The 16,827-nt window shown below is 59.4% G+C and carries 15 protein-coding genes and 1 tRNA gene; 9 read left to right on the top strand and 7 right to left on the bottom strand.

The genetic code is table 11. The features are described from left to right. Positions 1–4: 4 nt before the first annotated feature. Positions 5–1,513, bottom strand: coding sequence for a N,N-dimethylformamidase beta subunit family domain-containing protein (locus U1A53_RS12905; protein ID WP_322281468.1), 1,509 nt, complete (start codon positions 1,511–1,513; stop codon positions 5–7). A gap of 34 nt (positions 1,514–1,547) precedes the next feature. Here U1A53_RS12905 and U1A53_RS12900 point away from each other — a divergent pair, with 34 nt between their 5' ends. The 6 genes from U1A53_RS12900 to U1A53_RS12875 all read left to right on the top strand — a co-directional run bounded on the left by U1A53_RS12900 (position 1,548) and on the right by U1A53_RS12875 (position 6,872). Then, complete coding sequence (locus tag U1A53_RS12900) at positions 1,548–3,395, top strand: GDSL-type esterase/lipase family protein (protein ID WP_322281466.1); 1,848 nt, start codon at positions 1,548–1,550, stop codon at positions 3,393–3,395. 9 nt (positions 3,396–3,404) lie between these two features. After that, complete coding sequence (locus tag U1A53_RS12895) at positions 3,405–4,298, top strand: metallophosphoesterase (RefSeq protein ID WP_322281465.1); 894 nt, start codon at positions 3,405–3,407, stop codon at positions 4,296–4,298. Between the two features lie 42 nt (positions 4,299–4,340). Further along, positions 4,341–4,712: a hypothetical protein gene (locus tag U1A53_RS12890; protein WP_322281463.1), complete on the top strand. Its 372-nt coding sequence runs from the start codon at positions 4,341–4,343 to the stop codon at positions 4,710–4,712. Positions 4,713–4,781: 69 nt separating this feature from the next. Then, the gene (locus tag U1A53_RS12885) at positions 4,782–6,125 is read left to right on the top strand and encodes a DUF1501 domain-containing protein (protein WP_322281461.1); all 1,344 of its coding nucleotides are present in this window, start codon (positions 4,782–4,784) and stop codon (positions 6,123–6,125) included. 29 nt (positions 6,126–6,154) lie between these two features. After that, positions 6,155–6,439, top strand: coding sequence for a GIY-YIG nuclease family protein (locus U1A53_RS12880; protein WP_322281460.1), 285 nt, complete (start codon positions 6,155–6,157; stop codon positions 6,437–6,439). Positions 6,440–6,593: 154 nt separating this feature from the next. Continuing rightward, positions 6,594–6,872: a hypothetical protein gene (locus U1A53_RS12875; RefSeq protein WP_322281458.1), complete on the top strand. Its 279-nt coding sequence runs from the start codon at positions 6,594–6,596 to the stop codon at positions 6,870–6,872. 48 nt (positions 6,873–6,920) lie between these two features. Here U1A53_RS12875 and U1A53_RS12870 read toward each other — a convergent pair. Further along, positions 6,921–6,994: transfer RNA gene (locus U1A53_RS12870), tRNA-Gln, on the bottom strand. A gap of 206 nt (positions 6,995–7,200) precedes the next feature. On the opposite strand from U1A53_RS12870, the gene U1A53_RS12865 reads away from it, so the two are divergent. Beyond that, a complete protein-coding gene (locus U1A53_RS12865; protein WP_322281456.1) occupies positions 7,201–8,628 on the top strand; it encodes a Gfo/Idh/MocA family oxidoreductase in 1,428 nt (475 codons plus the stop codon). 27 nt (positions 8,629–8,655) lie between these two features. Here U1A53_RS12865 and U1A53_RS12860 read toward each other — a convergent pair whose 3' ends face one another. From U1A53_RS12860 to U1A53_RS12845, 4 genes are all read right to left on the bottom strand, one after another. Beyond that, positions 8,656–9,399, bottom strand: a complete 744-nt coding sequence (locus tag U1A53_RS12860) for a hypothetical protein (RefSeq protein ID WP_322281455.1) — start codon at positions 9,397–9,399, stop codon at positions 8,656–8,658. A 65-nt stretch (positions 9,400–9,464) separates the two neighbouring features. Continuing rightward, positions 9,465–10,757: a DUF1501 domain-containing protein gene (locus U1A53_RS12855; RefSeq protein ID WP_322281453.1), complete on the bottom strand. Its 1,293-nt coding sequence runs from the start codon at positions 10,755–10,757 to the stop codon at positions 9,465–9,467. Between the two features lie 38 nt (positions 10,758–10,795). Further along, positions 10,796–12,961, bottom strand: coding sequence for a DUF1549 domain-containing protein (locus U1A53_RS12850; RefSeq protein ID WP_322281452.1), 2,166 nt, complete (start codon positions 12,959–12,961; stop codon positions 10,796–10,798). Positions 12,962–13,087: 126 nt separating this feature from the next. Continuing rightward, entirely contained in the window at positions 13,088–13,663 is a 576-nt protein-coding gene (locus U1A53_RS12845) for a DUF4339 domain-containing protein (protein WP_322281450.1), read from the bottom strand. A 122-nt stretch (positions 13,664–13,785) separates the two neighbouring features. Here U1A53_RS12845 and U1A53_RS12840 point away from each other — a divergent pair, with 122 nt between their 5' ends. Together U1A53_RS12840 and U1A53_RS12835 are read left to right on the top strand one after the other, a co-directional pair. Then, complete coding sequence (locus tag U1A53_RS12840; protein ID WP_322281449.1) at positions 13,786–15,294, top strand: hypothetical protein; 1,509 nt, start codon at positions 13,786–13,788, stop codon at positions 15,292–15,294. Between the two features lie 75 nt (positions 15,295–15,369). After that, positions 15,370–16,011, top strand: a complete 642-nt coding sequence (locus tag U1A53_RS12835; protein WP_322281448.1) for an NAD(P)H-dependent oxidoreductase — start codon at positions 15,370–15,372, stop codon at positions 16,009–16,011. Between the two features lie 6 nt (positions 16,012–16,017). Here the strand turns inward: U1A53_RS12835 and U1A53_RS12830 are convergent, their stop codons facing one another. After that, positions 16,018–16,737 (bottom strand): L,D-transpeptidase family protein, encoded by a 720-nt coding sequence (locus U1A53_RS12830; protein ID WP_322281447.1) that lies wholly within the window; start codon positions 16,735–16,737, stop codon positions 16,018–16,020. Between the last annotated feature and the right edge of the window lie 90 nt (positions 16,738–16,827).

Genomic DNA, 16,827 nt, shown 5'->3' with positions numbered 1-16,827 from the left:
GCTTTCATCCAATCGCCCGCTTGATCGCATTCGCAGTGATTCTCTGCACGCGCGCATCCGGTCCATGCGGACGTGAGTAGTGGCTCCACGGAATCATGTGGCCAGGTGGATCGCTGAGGCCTTGGCTCCAGAAGATGGTGGTAGCGTTGAAGACGATGTTTTTCTTCGGGCCTTCGAAAATCGTGGCGGCATATTTGCCGAGGCGTGTGCCGCCAGCCCAGACGTTGCCTTCGGCGATGACTTCGAGGCCTTCGCGGGCGGTGTCGGGATCACCGTGGAATTCCCAGCCGACGAGACCGGGGATGCTGTCGCCCATTTTCATACCGGTGCCTTCAAACAGCCAGTGATCGGGTTTGGCGCAGGTCCAGTCGCCACCGCCGTTGAAGGGGACGATGGTGCGTGCGCCGATGATGTCGCGTTCGTCGGGGCCTGGATTTTCAAAGGGGCCGAGAACCTTGGAATAGGCCGCTTTTTCTTCTTCGCGAAACTCGCCGAAGCAGGTTTCACGCGTGAGGCGGCGGTTTGCATCGCCTTTGGCGTTCGGGGTGAAGGGCGTGACCATGTATACGTCATTTGCTGAGAGCCAGAGCACGCTAAGGCCGTCGGCAATGGCTTGTTTGACGTTGTGAAACTGCCGCACGTCCCAGTATTCGTCGTGGCCGATGCTGATCATCGTTTTGGCACGGCTCAGATTAGCAGGTTCGAGGTTATCGACGTTGGAGCAGTAGGTGACATCGTAGCCTTCCTTTTCGAGCCAGTAGCACAGCGGGAATTCCCACAGTAGGAACTCGCCGCTGCCCATGCTCTGCGGGTTGTCGAAGATCTGCACATACTTGCCGTAAGGCCGGTCAAAGCTGCCACTGACGCCGGGCGCATGTGCGGCGCGTGGATCGGTGTAGAGCGATTCATTCACCGGCCAGCGGTTGTAGGCCTGCCAGGTGTTATCGCTGCATTGAAAGAGGATGTCGGCAGGACGGTCGTCTTTGACGATGAAGATGATGTAGCTCTGCCAGTAAGGTTTGTCGGCAGCTTCGGGCACGGTGGAGAGACGGCCGAGATAGACACCGCTGGGCCAGTCGGCGGGAATCGTGAGCGTGGTGCTGGCCTCCCACTGGCATTCGCGCAGGCGCTGCTCGCCCATTTCGGGCACGGGCTGCTCTTTGCCAGTGAAGGGGCCGAGCGTGGTCATCAAACGTGAGCCTGCACCGTCGTAGTAACCCATGCGGAAAATGTCGATGGTGAATTTCGCCACAGGCTTCGTGCTGACGAAGATGTCGAGCTTTTCACCGGCTTTGATGGACTGGCGCGAGCAGTAGCCTTCGATGAGCGAGGTGCGGTAGGACTTCGCGTTGTCGGGCATCATGCGCGTGAGCTGGAAGCTTGCGCCGGGTTTGGCGTTCTCGGCTTTGATGAGCTCGGGCTGACGTTTGGCAGAAGGTGAGGACTTGAGTGTCCGTGTTCCTGTCAAAGCGGCAACGGCAGTGGTGGTTTTGATGAAATCGCGGCGGTCCATGATGAGGAAACCAACGTCGCAGCGTTCTGATCTCATGCTCCGAACACTCTTTCTCTCCGGCTTTTTGTTCACCCTGAGTGTGCAGGCGCAAACGCAGCCAAGGGTGGTGCTCGCGGGTGATTCCACGGTGGCGACGGTGAACGAAGCCCCCAAGGACCGGCCCACGCTCGCCGGGTGGGGGCAGATGTTGCAGGAGTTCATGCCCAAAGCGCAGATCATCAATCATGCGCGCTCGGGGACGAGCACGATGAGTTTTCGCGCGCTGGGGCTCTGGGACCGTGTGTTGAAGGAGAAAGCAGACTGGGTGCTGATCCAATTCGGTCACAACGACCAGCCGGGCAAAGGGCCTGAGCGCGAGACGGATGCGGCAACAACCTACCGTGAGAATTTGCGACGCTTCATCACCGAGGTGCGAGATGGCGGCGGAAAGCCGGTGCTGATCACTTCCGTGGCACGGCGGGTGTATGTGGATGGCAAAATGACGTCCACGCTGACACCGTATGTTGAGGCGGTGAAGGTGGTCGGCCAAGAGATGCAGGTGCCAGTGGTGGATCTGCATCAGGCGAGTTTTGCGCTGTTTGACCAGATGGGGGAGAAGTTCTGCAAGCTGTATGGCCCCTCGGACACGGACCGGACGCATTTCTCCACGGAAGGCGCGCGCATGATCGCAAGGTTGGTGGCCGAAGGACTGGCGCGCGAGGTGCCGGAACTGCGCTCGCATCTTCAACTCGTACCGCCACCACCCGCCGGGCTGCCGTTTGAGGTGAAGCACACGATTGTCTCCGAAGGCTACGACGGCAAAACCTGCTGGGTGCATCCACGCGCAGGTGCCATTCCTGGCAAAACGCCCAGCGTGGTGCTGACGATGCAGAAGCTGCTGCTCACCGGTAGCGATGTGTTTTTTGCGCTGAATGACACGCGCAGTGATGACCTCGGCCAGACCTGGAGTCCGATCACCGAGCACGGCGAGACGCTGGGACGTCGTAGCGAGCCTGACGACGTGATCGTGGCGACGTGCGATTTCACTCCGAAGTGGCATGCGAAGAGCGGCAAACTGCTCGGCATCGGCCACACTGTGCGTTACAGCGGCGACAAGGTGATTCATGACCGGAAGCGTGAGACCGCGTATGCGGTCTATGACGAGAAGACGCGTCAGTGGACGTCTTGGACAACGCTGGAGATGCCGGACGATCCGCGATTTCACAGCGCAGGTGCGGGAAGCGTGCAGCGCGTCGATCTGGACAACGGTGACATCCTGCTGCCGATCTATTTCAAAGGAAAAACGGACAAATATTACTCGGTGACCGTGCTGCGCTGCGTCTTTGACGGCACGAAGCTGCTTTATCGCGAGCATGGCGACGTGCTGACACTGGAATCCGGCCGCGGAGTGTATGAGCCATCGCTGATGCAATGCGGCGGGCGCTTTTACCTGACGCTGCGCAACGACACGGCCGGTTATGTCTCCGTCAGCGACGACGGGAAGCACTTCAGCAAGCCGGCGATGTGGTGCTGGGAGGACGGCACGGAACTGGGCAACTACAACACGCAGCAGCACTGGGTGACGCATGCGGACCGGCTGTATCTCGTTTACACGAGGAAGGGCGCGCACAACGATCACGTCTTCCGTCATCGCGCGCCGCTTTTCATGGCGGAAGTGAATCGCGACACCCTGCGCGTGAAACGTGCCACCGAAGTCGTGCTGGTGCCCGAGCATGGAGCGCGGCTGGGCAACTTTGGTGTTTGCGAAGTCAGCGCGAACGAGACTTGGGTCACCGTGGCGGAATGGATGCAGACCTGGGGGCCGAATGTGGCCATCCGCCCCGGACATCCGCTCGGCGCGAACAACCGCGTGCATGTGGCGCGTATCCTCTGGAAGAAATAATCACCCGCCATGCCGCTGCATCTCACCTCCCGCCGTCAGTTCATCACTCAATTCGGAGCCGCCGTCGCGCTCTCGCAGGTCGAAACCTCTGCGGCAGAGGTAGATGACAATCTGATCGCCATTTTGAACGACACACACATCGGCGCGCAGCATCTGGTGAGTGCTCCGATCCCGACAAACCTGCGCAACACGGTCGCCTACCTGCTGGCGCTGCCGAAACGCCCGGCTGCGGTTGTCATCAACGGCGATCTGGCCTTGAAGGATGGCAAGCGCGGTGATTACGAGCATTTTGCCAGATTGATCGCCCCGCTGCGCGACGCGGGTGTGTCGCTGCATCTCACGATGGGCAATCACGACGACCGCGCGATGTTTTACGAGGTACTGAAGAGCGAAAGGCCAGAGTCACCCGCCGTTGAGTCGAAACACGTCGGCGTGGTGAAACTGGCGGGCGCGAATCTTTTCCTGCTCGACTCACTGAAGGCGACCATGGTGACGCAAGGACTCATCGGCGACACTCAGATGGCCTGGCTGACAAAACTGCTCGATCAACACGCCGACAAGCCCGCGCTCGTCTTTGCGCATCACAATCCGCGTCTCGGTGGTGATCCCCTGCACTTCCCTGGCGGCTTGGAGGACTCGGAGACGTTATGGAAGGCGTTCGCAGCCCGAAAGCACATCAAAGCCTACATCCACGGACACATCCATCATCGTGACTTCTACGCGCATGAGGGCATCCACATTCTCAACACGCCCGCCACCTCGTATGTGGCCAACAAGCAGACCTCGACCACCGGCTGGACGATGGCCCGGCTGTCCACCTCAGGAGGTGCCTTCACCACGCACACGCACATCCCGGAGCATGCATGGAATGGTGTGACGGTGGACTTGAAATGGCGGAGTTGAGGAGCGCCTAACGTGAGAGCGCCCTGGTTCGTTGCAGCACGCATGAAGCGCCTCCCATTCATCCTCGGACTTGGTCTCGCCTGCTCGCATGCCGAAGCTGCCAATGAGGTCATCAAACCCAAGGGTGATCCCAACGATCCGGGACCGAAACCGGACCCGAACAAGCAGGGGACGTATGATTGCATGCTGAAGAGCATGGAGGAAAAGCAGGTCACGGAGCCACAAACGGGCAAAATAACCCGATGGGGCAAGCCCGAGAAGGAAACATGGAATGGATATGTCTATTGGGCCATCCGGTTGGAGTACGACCTTGGAACTGTGTTTGGAAAACTCGAAGCCGTGACGCGGGCACTCATCCGAAACAACCATGTCCACATCTGGCTCTATGTGGGGTCGGACGAATGGGTGCCGTAAGCGCCTGCCACGCAAGATCACTCCCCTGCCCTCGTAGGTTTGCACATCGTGGGCACACCGACTCCAGCCATGCGCATTTCACGGCGCAACGTTCTCCATGCAGGCGGCATGGGCATGCTGGGCTACGGTCTGAACCAGCTCGGAGCGCTCGCATCGCTATCACGACCTAGCAGTATCGGCTTGGGCAAGGCCAAATCGGTGATCATGATCTTCAATGGCGGTGCGCCGAGCCACATCGACCTATGGGATCCGAAACCGGACGCGCCGTCGGAGATTCGAGGTGAGTTCAAGACGATCAAAACGAACGTGCCGGGCATCCACATCACGGAGTTGCTGCCGCAGATGGCGAAGCGCATGGACAAGCTGGCGCTGATCCGCAGCGTGCATCATGGCCACAGCAGTCACAATGGCGGCATGCATTGGGCCACCACGGGCAGGCCGTATCGCGTGGACAGCACGCTGATCACCCCTAGCCCGACGGATCTTCCCGGCGTCGGCACACTCTGCGGCTGGCTGGCGCAGCGCGATGGATTCAGCAAGGGCGTACCGCCATATGTCATCACACCGTTTCCGCACTGCGACAGCAGGGTCTATCTCACGCCCGGTCAGTTCGGCGGCTGTTTGGGCACGCGCTACGATCCCTTCGTCCTCGATGATGATCCCAACGCGGCCACCTTCCGCGTGAAGAACATGGGACTCGATGCAAGCCTGACACCGGCACGTTTTCAGGAACGGCTCGCGTTGCTAAACCACATGAGCGCTGCCTCGCAGCCCATTGCCTCATCGCAAACGAAGCAGATTGATATTTTCAACGAGCAGGCCACCGCGATGCTGCAATCCGGCAAGGCGGCGGATGCTTTCGATCTCACCAAAGAGCCCGACAAAGTCCGCGAACGCTACGGCAGGCATAGTTGGGGGCAGTCGCATCTCCTAGCGCGGCGTTTGATCGAATCTGGTACGCGCTTTGTCACCACGGTGAACGGGCCGTCCATCACGTGGGACACGCACAAGGACAACTTCAACGGTCTCAAGAACCGCCTCGTGCCCCCGATGGAACAGGCCTATGCCGCGCTGCTCGATGATCTGGAGGAACGCGGCCTGCTGGAGAGCACGCTGGTCGTGTGGATGGGCGAATTCGGCCGCACACCGAAGATCAACAATGACGCGGGCCGTGATCACTGGCCGGGCTGCTACAGCGTGTTGCTGGCTGGCGGAGGTGTGCGTGGCGGGCAGGTCATTGGCAGCAGCGATGCCACGGGCGCTTATCCGAAAGATCGCCCCGTCTCACCGGCAGACATCCATGCCAGCATCTATGCCGCGCTGGGTTATGACTACCGCGAGATCGATTACCGCTCGGCGGATGGACGGCCGATCCCGCTCACCGACGGTGCCACGGTCAGTGAGTTGTTTTGATTTTCACCGCCACAGGCTAATCTAGCCACGTGCCAAAAAAGAAAACTCCCGACGCCAGGGCCAAGCCTGCCAAAAAATGGTGCCTTTATGTGCTGCGCTGCAAGGACGGCACGCTCTACTGCGGCATCACGAACGATCTGGCCAGCCGCATTGCCCGACACGATGCAGGCAAGGGAGCCCGCTACACACGTGGACGTGGACCGGTAAAACTGCTGCGCTCTTGGCCGCAGAAGGGCAAGTCCGCCGCACTAAAGGCCGAATTCGCCTTCAAACGGCTGACCCGGCGTGCCAAAGACGCGTTTTTACTCGCATGAAATGTCTCGCCGGTGAATGAATCGTCACATTTGATGATGGTTTCTGAGACAGAACCATATTCTTGTGGTACAGGGAACGATGGTCACCACTAAAGTAGTCACGAAAAAAGCGCCTTTCTCCCGCCGGGTAGTTGACCACGTCACTGACGAACTCGTGAACGTGCTCTCCAAGGGCGAAACCTATGAGTTCAAAGCCCTGTTCACGAAAGTGTTCGAAGGATTGAAGCTCAAGAACGCCGTCAGCGGCGGTGAGGAGATGCTCCGGCTGCGCTCGTATGAGAAGATTCTCAAGCTGACCAATTGCGGACTCGTGCAAAAGATTGGCAAGACCTACCGTGCTCTCGAAGGCATTGAAACAGCCTCCAGCGCCCATCGTCTGGCACGCTTGGATTCCGCCATCCTGGCCGCTCAGAACAAGGCCGTTGTGGTTTAACAGGTCACCGGGAGCATTCACCAAATCCACGTGCTCGCTAGGGCAGCGTGGTTGCCTCACAAGGATTCGAACCTTGAATAACAGATTCAGAATCTGCTGTGTTACCATTACACCATGAGGCAGTGGGTGGCGGGCGCGAAGAATAGAGGTGCCCGCCGTGGTTGCAAGCGTGAGGGTGGATTTTTTCAATCATTTCGGCCCGGGTTTGGCAGCCATACAGGCTGCAAGGCGAGTACTGCGCATGCGGTGTGATTTTTGCCGACGGTGACATTCCCGTTGCGTATTTCACCGCCCTTCCGCTATCCTCATCCCCTGTTTTAATCCAACCATGAAACCCTCCTTATTCCCCAATCGTCGTACGTTCCTTCGTAGCACCGCCGCAACTGCGGGCGGGATCTTTTTCCCCAATCTGCTGATCGGCCAAGAAGGTGGCGTCAAAAAACTCAATGTCGCGGGCATCGGTGGTGCCGGCGGCAAAGGTGAGAGCGACATCGGAATCGCCGCCAAGGGCGCGAATGTGGTCGCCATCTGTGACGTGGATCGTGAGCGCCTCAAGAAAGCCCAGGCCAAATATCCTGATGCGAAGATGTTCGAAAGCTTCCGCGAGATGTTTGAAACCATGGGCGACAAGATCGACCTGTGCACGGTTTCCACACCTGACCACGCGCATTACCCTGCCGCCATGGAGGCCATCAAGCGTGGCAAGCACGTCTGCGTGCAGAAGCCCCTCGTCAACCGTATCTGGGAGGCCAATCAGCTGCATCTGGCCGCAGGCAAGATGGGCGTGAAGACGAACATGGGCAACCAGGGCCACACCGGCAAGGGCATCCGCTTCCTCAAGCAATGGGTCAGCGAAGGCATCGTCGGCAACGTCAAAGAAATCCACGTCTGGACCAACCGCCCCATCTGGCCACAGGGCAACGAGGCCAAGGCCAAGTACATCACCGGCACCATGCCGAAGGTGAAGGAGAAGGCCAAAGGGCCCGATGGCAAAGACATCATGGTGGACACCACCCAGGATTTGTTGAACTGGGAGTCCTGGCTGGCGCAATGCCCGTCCATCCCCTTCACCAACGGCCTGCATCCCTTCGCTTGGCGCGGCCATGCCGAGTACGGCGCCGGTGCCATGGGTGACATGGGATGCCATCTGCTCGACGGTCCCTTCTGGGCCTGCGGTCTCGGTGAACCCTACAAGATGGAAGCCGAATGCAGTGAACTCACCGATGTGAGCTGGCCAAAGTCCTCCCACGTCGTCTGCTACTTCAAGACCGAGAAATACGGCGAGATCAAACTCCACTGGTATGAAGGCAGCCGCAAACCCGAGCGTCCGGCCGAACTCGAAGCCGACCGCGACTGGGACAAGATCAAGGGCGGCTTCATCCTCCGTGGCGATGCCGGCGTGATCCTCAACACTGACGACTACTGCGGCAGCCCGCGTCTCATCCCGAGCACGAAGATGACCGACTTCCTCGGCGGCAAATCGCCTGAATTGAAGATCGAGCCATCCATCGCCGAAGGCGAGCCTCAGCTCGAGCTTGTCCGCGCCATCGAACAGAACAAGATCTGCGGTAGCAACTTCGACTACTCCGTGCCGCTGACGAAATTCTGCCTTCTCGGCAATCTCGCCATCGCCAACCCCGGCAAAGTCATCAACTGGGACGCCGCGAAGCAGGAATCCGACAACGCCGACGCCAACAAGCTCATCAAGCGTGCCGCCGTCCGCGACGGCTGGGATTATAGCTCCGACAAGGTCTGACCAGCGTGACACAGGCTGCCAGCCTGTTCATTCCCGCTTCCCATCGCCCGGCAGTTCACGCTGCCGGGCATTTTTTTGGCCTTCGCTTTCGCTAACAGGCGCGGCGATGCTCGTACTGGGAAACGCCTGCCCCAGCAGCATCAGCGGGCCAAACAGCAGTCGAAACACATATCCCATGAAGCAGTTCAATTGCTGCTCCGCCTCGTCACGAATGCGACGGGTTGAAATCTCCTGCCGGTACTGACGCTTCTCGAAGTCCATGGTTCGCCTCCGCAACTGGCTGAGCTGAACAAAATTATTCAGTGGAAAAAAGGCCGGATCACGCTGGTTCGACACAGGCTCAAGCCCTGTGCGATACCGGTCAATCATCAGTGACACCACACCAAAAGGCAGGGCTAGCAGAAACAACAGCGGCCCCCAGCCCACCCAGCAAGCCAATGCGACAAACAGCAGACACACGACCAGAGCCAGCCCGTGATCCCATCCCCAGCGTTTTACCGTTGATATTGGCAACTCCGGCAGAGCCTCCAAATCGGATTTCAGGAGCAAAATGAACCTTTGAAACAAGTTCCACTGTTCTTTGGTCATCACGACATGATGATCCTTGCAATCATCGTAGTGGAACCACGCCAGGCGCGCGATTTCTGCCGCCATCTGGTCGTTGTTACTGGCCGGGCATAATTGCTTATCGAACTCGAAGGCAGTGATCCGGTCATCAAGGTAGCCCTCGATGACCACAATCATTCGATCACGCTCTACCCGGTCAATCATGTGCTCCCAGTGAAAGCAGCGCTTAAGTCAGTGTCAAGGGCTGGCCCGATAACGGCGATGAGCTTTTATGCAAACAGATGCGTCAGCGGCTGCCCTTTGTCGGCGACAGTGAACGGACGCTTGCTGGGTGAGAAGATCACCTGATCGAGTGGAAGACCGAGAGCATAGCCGATGGTGGCGTTCAAATCAGGCGGTCCGACTTTGTCAGCGGCAATGCCTGCGCCATCAGGAGTGGTGGCACCATATTTCATGCCTCCCTTGATGCCGCCGCCGATGATGACTGAACTGAAGATCGGATAATGATCACGGCCCTGGTTCTGATTGATCTTCGGCGTGCGGCCAAACTCGGAGCTGACCACGATCATGGTGCTGTCGAGCATGCCCCGGCGCTCCAGATCGGTGACGAGCGCTGCCAGTGCGGTGTCGAGCGTGTCACAGAGACGCGGTGTGTTGATGAAATTCGCCACATGCGTGTCCCAACTGCCAAAACTGACCTCAATGAAGCGCACACCGTGTTCGACGAGACGACGCGCCAGCAGACAGCCTTGGCCGAAGGTATCGCGACCATAGGCCTGGCGCAGGTCATCCGGCTCCTTGGTGAGATCGAAGGCCACGAGATCCTCGCTTTTCATGAGTTTGACCGCGTCGTCATACATGTCGGAGTAGGCTTTGACGTTGCGCGTCTCCCACTTGCCCTGAAACTCGGCGTCGAGCGCCCCGGCCATTTCACGACGCAAGGCGAAGCGTTCATCGGTCACGCCTTTCTGCGGGCGCACGTTTTGCAGCCCGGCCTCGGGATTGTTGACCATGAGCGGACCATGCTTCTTCGCAAAGAAGCCCGCGCCGGGATGGCGGCTGTCGTTTCCGACATACACATAGGCCGGGAGCGCCGGATTGCCGCTGCCCTGATAGAAACTCAGCCACGCGCCCATGCCTGGGTGCTTGATCGTGCTGCGCAGGCCGAAGCTGGTGTGCATGAAGTAGTTCGCCTGCTCGTGCGCGGCGGTGTTGGTGGCCATGGAGTTGATCACGCAGGCGTGATGCATCTGTTTGGTCATGCGCGGCAGGTATTCGCTGATCTGCACGCCATCGGCGCTCGTCTTGATGGCCTTCACCGGCCCGGCGACTTCCTTGTTGTCGGGCTTCGGATCCCAGGTGTCCAGATGGCTCTGGCCGCCGGTCATGTAGAGAAAGATGACATTGCGCGCGGTGGCCGCCTGTTTCGCCACAGCGGCCCCTTCGCCAACGGCCAGGGCTTTGCCGGAGAACAGATGCTCCATCGAAGGCAGCAGGCCGACGCCAAGGCAGCCTTGGGCCATGCGGGTCATCACGGAGCGGCGGGTAAGTTCGGAGTTCATGATCGTTTCAAGTTTGAGGTTTACAGTTTCAAGCGGGCCTACTCGACAAAGATGAAGCGCTGTGTGCTGAGCGCGGCGAGGGTGATGTCTTCCCAGAGGTTTTTGTTGGAGGCGTAGGATTCGAGGGTTTGCAGCATCTGCGTCTTTTCCTTCGCGCTTGGCGGGCGGGAGTAGAGGCTGAGGAAGAAGGTGTTGATCTTTTCCTCGTTGGTCGCTGCCTTGCGGAGGTTGATGCTGAGCGTAGACCATGCACCAGTGATCTGCCCCAAGAGTGAACCATTCATCATCGTGAGCGCCTGCGGCACGCTGGCCTCGTCACTGGCGTTTTCGATGATCTCGCGGTCGCTCTGGCCAAACTCACGCAGGAAGTGGCCGCGTGGGGCGGGCGACGGCTGTTCAGCAGCGCGGCTCCAAGTCTGATGCAGCGTCTTCTGGTAAGTTTCGTAGCTCTTGGCGCTCTTCGGGTCTTTGATGCCGAGCACCTGCTCATCGGCCTTGATGCGTTTCAGGAGCTTGGGATCGAGCGGCATGTCTTTGGCATCGACACGCGTGTCCTCCATCAGGCTCATCATCGCCATGTCCATCGAGCCACCACCGCTCACCGCTGCCAGTTCGGCCTGGATCTTCTCATTGCCAGACTTCTTCGCGGCAGCGTAGAAGTGCTTGGAGACGTTCTCGCGCAGGATGCGCTGGCTCTGTCCGAGGCGGCGCTGAATGTCGCGGGCTTTTTCCTTGTCGTCCTTGGCACGGGCCTCGTCGAGTTCCTTGCGCAGGGCATCGAACTCTTTGTTCTGCTCGCGCATGGCATCGGCGACAGCCTTCGAGGCCTCAAAGAGCAACGGAGCCTCGGTCTGGTCGAGAATCTGGGACAGACGACGGCGGTTTTCGAGATCGCGCTTCTCGCGCTCGCGGGCGCTCCAGTTCGGCTGCTCAGGATCAGGGCTGACGAGGGCGACGAGCGAGTCCCACACCTGCTCGGCGGTCATGCGGCGGAAAACAGGCCCTTGGAAATAGTAAGGCACACCGGGACTGATTTCCTTGGTGCTTTCGCGGGCGAAGGCCTGCGTGTTCAGCAGCATGCGCAAGTAGGCCTTCATGTCATACTTCTGCGCCACCATCTGCTTCTCCAAATAACGCATCAGCTCAGGATTCGAGGCCACGCTGTTGTCCATCATCTCATCGACCTGCTCATAGATGCCCGCGCCGAAGACACGCTTCCACAGGCGGTTCGCGATGATCGTGGTGAAGCGAGGATTCTCGGCGGAAGTGAGCCATTGGCCAAATTCACCGATGGTGTTCGACTCTTTCTTCAGCGTCACCGGCTTGCCAAACATCACGGCAGCCTGCACGACATCCTTCGGCTTCGCGTCGGAGTATTTGTAATCGTGCGGCAGGCGCATGGCGCCTTTGTTCTGCACCACGAGCGTGTCACGCAGCGGACGGAAGGCCTCATTGAGCGCCTGGCGCATGAGATCACGTGACTGGCTGTCGAGCGACTTGTCGGCACGCATCATTTTCTGCACCTCGTCGTTGCCCTTCGAGCGGTAGCTGGTGGCGCTCATGTTGTGGGTGAAGGCCGCCATCTCGAAGAACTGCTTCTGCGTCCACTTGTCGAAGGGATGATCGTGGCACTGAGCGCACTCCATGCGCGTGCCAAGGAAGATGCGCGTGGTGTTGGACAAATTGTCGAGCGGCATGCCGCGGTCGCGCATGTAGTAGCCGATGGCGCCCGTGTCGAAGCAAGTGCCCTCGCTGGAGACCAGTTCGCGGGCCATTTGGTCCCATGGCTTGTTCGTGCGCAGGGATTCACGGATGAAGTTCAGGTACTGCTGCGCCGTGGTGCTGCCACCCACGCCCTGACTCTGTGCACGGAGCACATCGGCCCAGTAGTTGAAGGCGTGCTGCACATAACCGTCGCTTGCCAGCAGGCAGTCGATGAGCTTCGCACGTTTGTCGGGAGCCTGTGAGGCGTGGAAGGCCTTCGCCTCGTCCAGCGTCGGGATGCGGCCCACGACCGTGAGATAAACACGGCGCAGGAACGTGGCTTCACCCACCAGTGGATTCGGCGTGATCTTCTGCTTCTGCCAGCTTTGAGCAAGCAGGGCATCGATTTGCTTCGAGGCGGCGGTGTCTGGCTGCGCCGCTGCAAGAGTGGAGGCGAGGCAGACGGCGGCGATGATCGGGATGAGCAGCGTGGCTTTCATGCCGCAACCAACGCAGGAAGAAGTGTCACCGTGTCAACCCAGCTTCAGGATGCCAAATCCTGCACAGCGAATGACAAGCGGCGTATTGCCGGGCATCCCGGCAGTTGATCTATTCGCAAAAAACAGTCACTTCATGGACATGTCGTTGAAGAGGCCCTTGATCACATCCCCAGCCTCGCCCAGGCCTTTCATCAGCTCATTCAGACCCGGACCAAGAATCCACGAGGCATAAGTGATGCCCGCCCACCACGCGACGGCGTTGATGATGATCATGAGGGTCACCAGCACCTCCACCCAGCGGCCCCAGACTCTAAGATAGCCGTTTTCGTCCTTCTTACGGCGGAAGATATGGTCCGAGTACAACGACACCGCCGCCCACCACAGCAACGGCGGAAAAAGCAAGAAGCCCAAGATCATGCGCCGCAGCACAGCGCCGCCGCGCTGGCTGTAAGGCACGCGGGTGTAATCACGGTAGCGTGCCACACGCCGACGTGAAGGCCGCACGGTGAGACCGTCGGCTGAAACTTGCCCCTCGGCATGCAGTTCCAGCAGCGTGGAAACCGGCCGCCACTGTTCATCATCCTCGCGTTTCACCAGATCGCTGTCCTTGATCGATCCATACGCGAGGAAATTGCGCAGATCATCCTTGGAGCAGGGCCCCAGAGTCTTCTGGCCTTTGGCGATGTAATACAGAGCATGCACGAACCGGGAGGAGTCGAACGGCGGAAGGATAGTCCTATCCGCAGGCAAGATGCAATATCCACGCCAGAATGAATTGTAAGTTTTTTCTCAGGAATCTGCTGTCGCAGGACGTACTCCGTGGCATGCGCCCCACCCTTCTCCTCTGTCTTCTCACGGCGACACTGCACGCCCAGACACCCGCTCTTACCTCAAGCATCAAGGCTGGCTTCGCCGAGCGTGACATCACACCCGGCATCGGCATGGAGCAGCCCGGCGGCTACGGCAAGGGCTTCCACAAAACCTTCCACGATCCGTGCAAAGTGCGCGTGGCCCTCTTCGACGATGGCAAAAAACGTGCCGTAGTCATCGGCCTCGATGCACTCGTCGTGCCACGGCAGGTTGTGCTGGATGCCAGATCGCAGATTGAAAAAGCCACTGGAATCAAGGGCGACGCCGTTTTGATCTGCGCTTCGCATTCTCACAGCTCCGGCCCCGTCGGCATGGTGATGCCAGGCGAATACGATGCCGCGTCCGATCTAGTGAAGAAGCTCGCGTATGAGGAATCCTCCTGCGCTGATGCTGGCTACCTGCTGCGTCTGACAAACGAGATCGTCGCCGGTGTTGTCGCAGCGGATCGAGGCAAGGTGCCCGTGCAACTCGGCTTTGGCTACGGCCATGAGGACAAAGTCGCCTTCAACCGTCGTCTGCGCATGAAGAACGGCCAGAGCTGGAGTCATCCCGGCGCTGGCAATCCGGACATCCTCGAATACGCCGGTCCCATCGACCCACAGGTCGGCGTCATCGGGGCGTGGGACATGCAGGGCCAGCTTGTCGGTGTCGTGGTGAACTACGCCTGCCATGCCACCACCAATCCCGGTGGCATCTCGGCCAACTGGATTCAATATCTCGAAAAAACCATCCAAGGCGGCCTCGGCACGCGTGCGCCCATCGTCTTTATGCAGGGCGCATGCGGTGATGTGACGCAGGTGGACAATCTCAGCCCGAACCAGCGCCCGAAACCGGAGGAATGGTCGCAATTTGTCGGCAGCCGCATCGGAGCGGAAGCGATCCGCACCCTGCTTGCGATACCGAAGACCACATCCGCTCCCGTCGAGACGCGCCAGGAGGTGCTCAAGATCAAACGCCGTCCGCCCTCGGCGCAACGCGTCGCCAAGAGTCTCGAAATCGTGCAGAAGCCGAAGAACACCGTCGAACCCACGGAATGGATCTTTGCGAAGGAGATCGTCATGCTCGATCACCTCAACAAAACCGTCCCGCTGGTCGATTGCGAGGTGCAGTGCGTCAAAATCGGCCCCGCGTGCTTCGTCTCGAATCCTGCCGAGTACTTCGTGCAGTATGGCCTCGACATCAAAAAAGGCAGCAAGCACGCTTTCACCTTCCCGTGCGAGCTTTCCAATGGCATCGTCGGCTATGTGCCCACGGAGGAGGCTTTTGGCCCAAATGGCGGCGGTTACGAAACACGCCTCACCGCTTACTCGAATCTCGAAATCACTGCTGGCACGCAGATGGCCCAAAAGGGCATCGAACTCGCCAACCAAATGGCTCCCGAGCCGAAGCCCGAGCCTCCCAAGATCTCGCCCTTCGCTGGCAAACCCTGGACCTACGGCAACGTGCCACCGGAACTGGAATGAGTATGTTGTTCACGCTTTAGCGTGTCTGCCGGTTGCAGTTCGTCTGATTCCGTGCCAAACCGCGAACTGTTGAACATGACTCCCACCGAACTCCTCGCCGCCTTGAACTGGCGCTATGCCACCAAGGTCTTCGATTCCACGAAGAAAATCCCTGCCGACATCTGGGCCGCTTTGGAGGAGTCGCTCGTGCTCACGCCCTCCAGCTATGGCCTGCAACCATGGAAGTTTCTCATCATTCAGGACAAGGATCTGCGTGAACAACTCGTGCCGCATTCCTGGCGGCAGCGTCAGGTCGCCGATTGCTCGCATCTCGTCGTCATGGCCACGAAACGCACCATGACCGAGGCCGACATCGACGCGAACCTCATCCGCATCGCCGAAGTGCGCGGCGGCACGCCGGATGCGCTCGCCGGTTTTCGCAGGATGCTCATTGGCGATGTCGTCACCGGCGAACGCAGCCAATACATCACCGTCTGGGCCAAGATGCAGGCCTATATCGCCCTCGGCCAGTTCATGGCGTCCTGCGCCCTGCTCGGCATCGACACCTGCCCGATGGAAGGATTCGTTGCCGAAAGATACGACGAAATCCTCGGCCTCGAAGCCCAGGGCCTCACCACCGCCGTCCTCTGCCCCGTTGGTTATCGCCATGCCGATGACCGCTACGCATCACTGCCGAAAGTGCGCTTCAAGAGCAACGATGTGATCGAACATCGCTGACGTTGTTCATTCCGGGTTTCGCACCAGTTGCACGAGCCGTGGATCTTTTTCGGGATCCAGCCACATGAGAATGGAGCGAAGATCGCTCTCGCGCATCGCCGTACAGCCGGAGGTGGGGACGCTTTCGCCCTGCCAGATGTGAAGGAAGATGCAGGAGCCGCGTCCGGGCAGGTTTTGTGGATTGTGAGCGATCACAGCCCCGAGCTGGTAACAGCCGCCGCTGGGCACCATCGTTTCGGGACTGGTCCAGTCGCAGGCAACCTCACGATCATCGACGATCTGGTTGTAATGACGCGAACGCACATCGTCGATGCCGAAATGATGCGAGGTGCAGCGGATGTAGGGCAGTTTGATCCAGTTCGGCTTCGATTCGGAGCCGAAGGCCTGCGTGATGCGGAAGATGCCCGCTGGAGCGCAGCCATCTCCTTCTTGTTTGAGGCGAAATCCGGTAGGCGCAGGCAAAGCGGGCTCGCCAAGTCCCCAGGCGAGACCATGGCGCCCGACGCGAACGGGAATGGCCGTGCTGAAGCTCTTCCAGGCATTCGCCGTGGTGCGTTGAAGCATGCGGAGCTCCGCAGCCGTGGTCTTGTCGTCGGCGGCAGTGACCAAGAGCACCTGCTGACAGCTTGCGGGCAAAACAGCGGCGATCTCCGGTGGCAGCGTGGCTGGGGCGGGCATGCGCGCACAGGAGGCGAGCACGAGGAGCATGACAAGCAGGCGATGCATGCGTTCTGAGGTGAAATGAAAACGCCGCAGGGTGGTGAGACTCTGCGGCGTTGCGAATGCGTTGCGCTCATCACGCGGAGCGATGATGGC

Source organism: Prosthecobacter sp., from assembly GCF_034366625.1.
GTDB lineage: Bacteria > Verrucomicrobiota > Verrucomicrobiia > Verrucomicrobiales > Verrucomicrobiaceae > Prosthecobacter.
The sequence above is the reverse complement of the archived record's forward strand: the minus strand, read 5'-3'. Positions and strand labels throughout refer to the sequence as shown.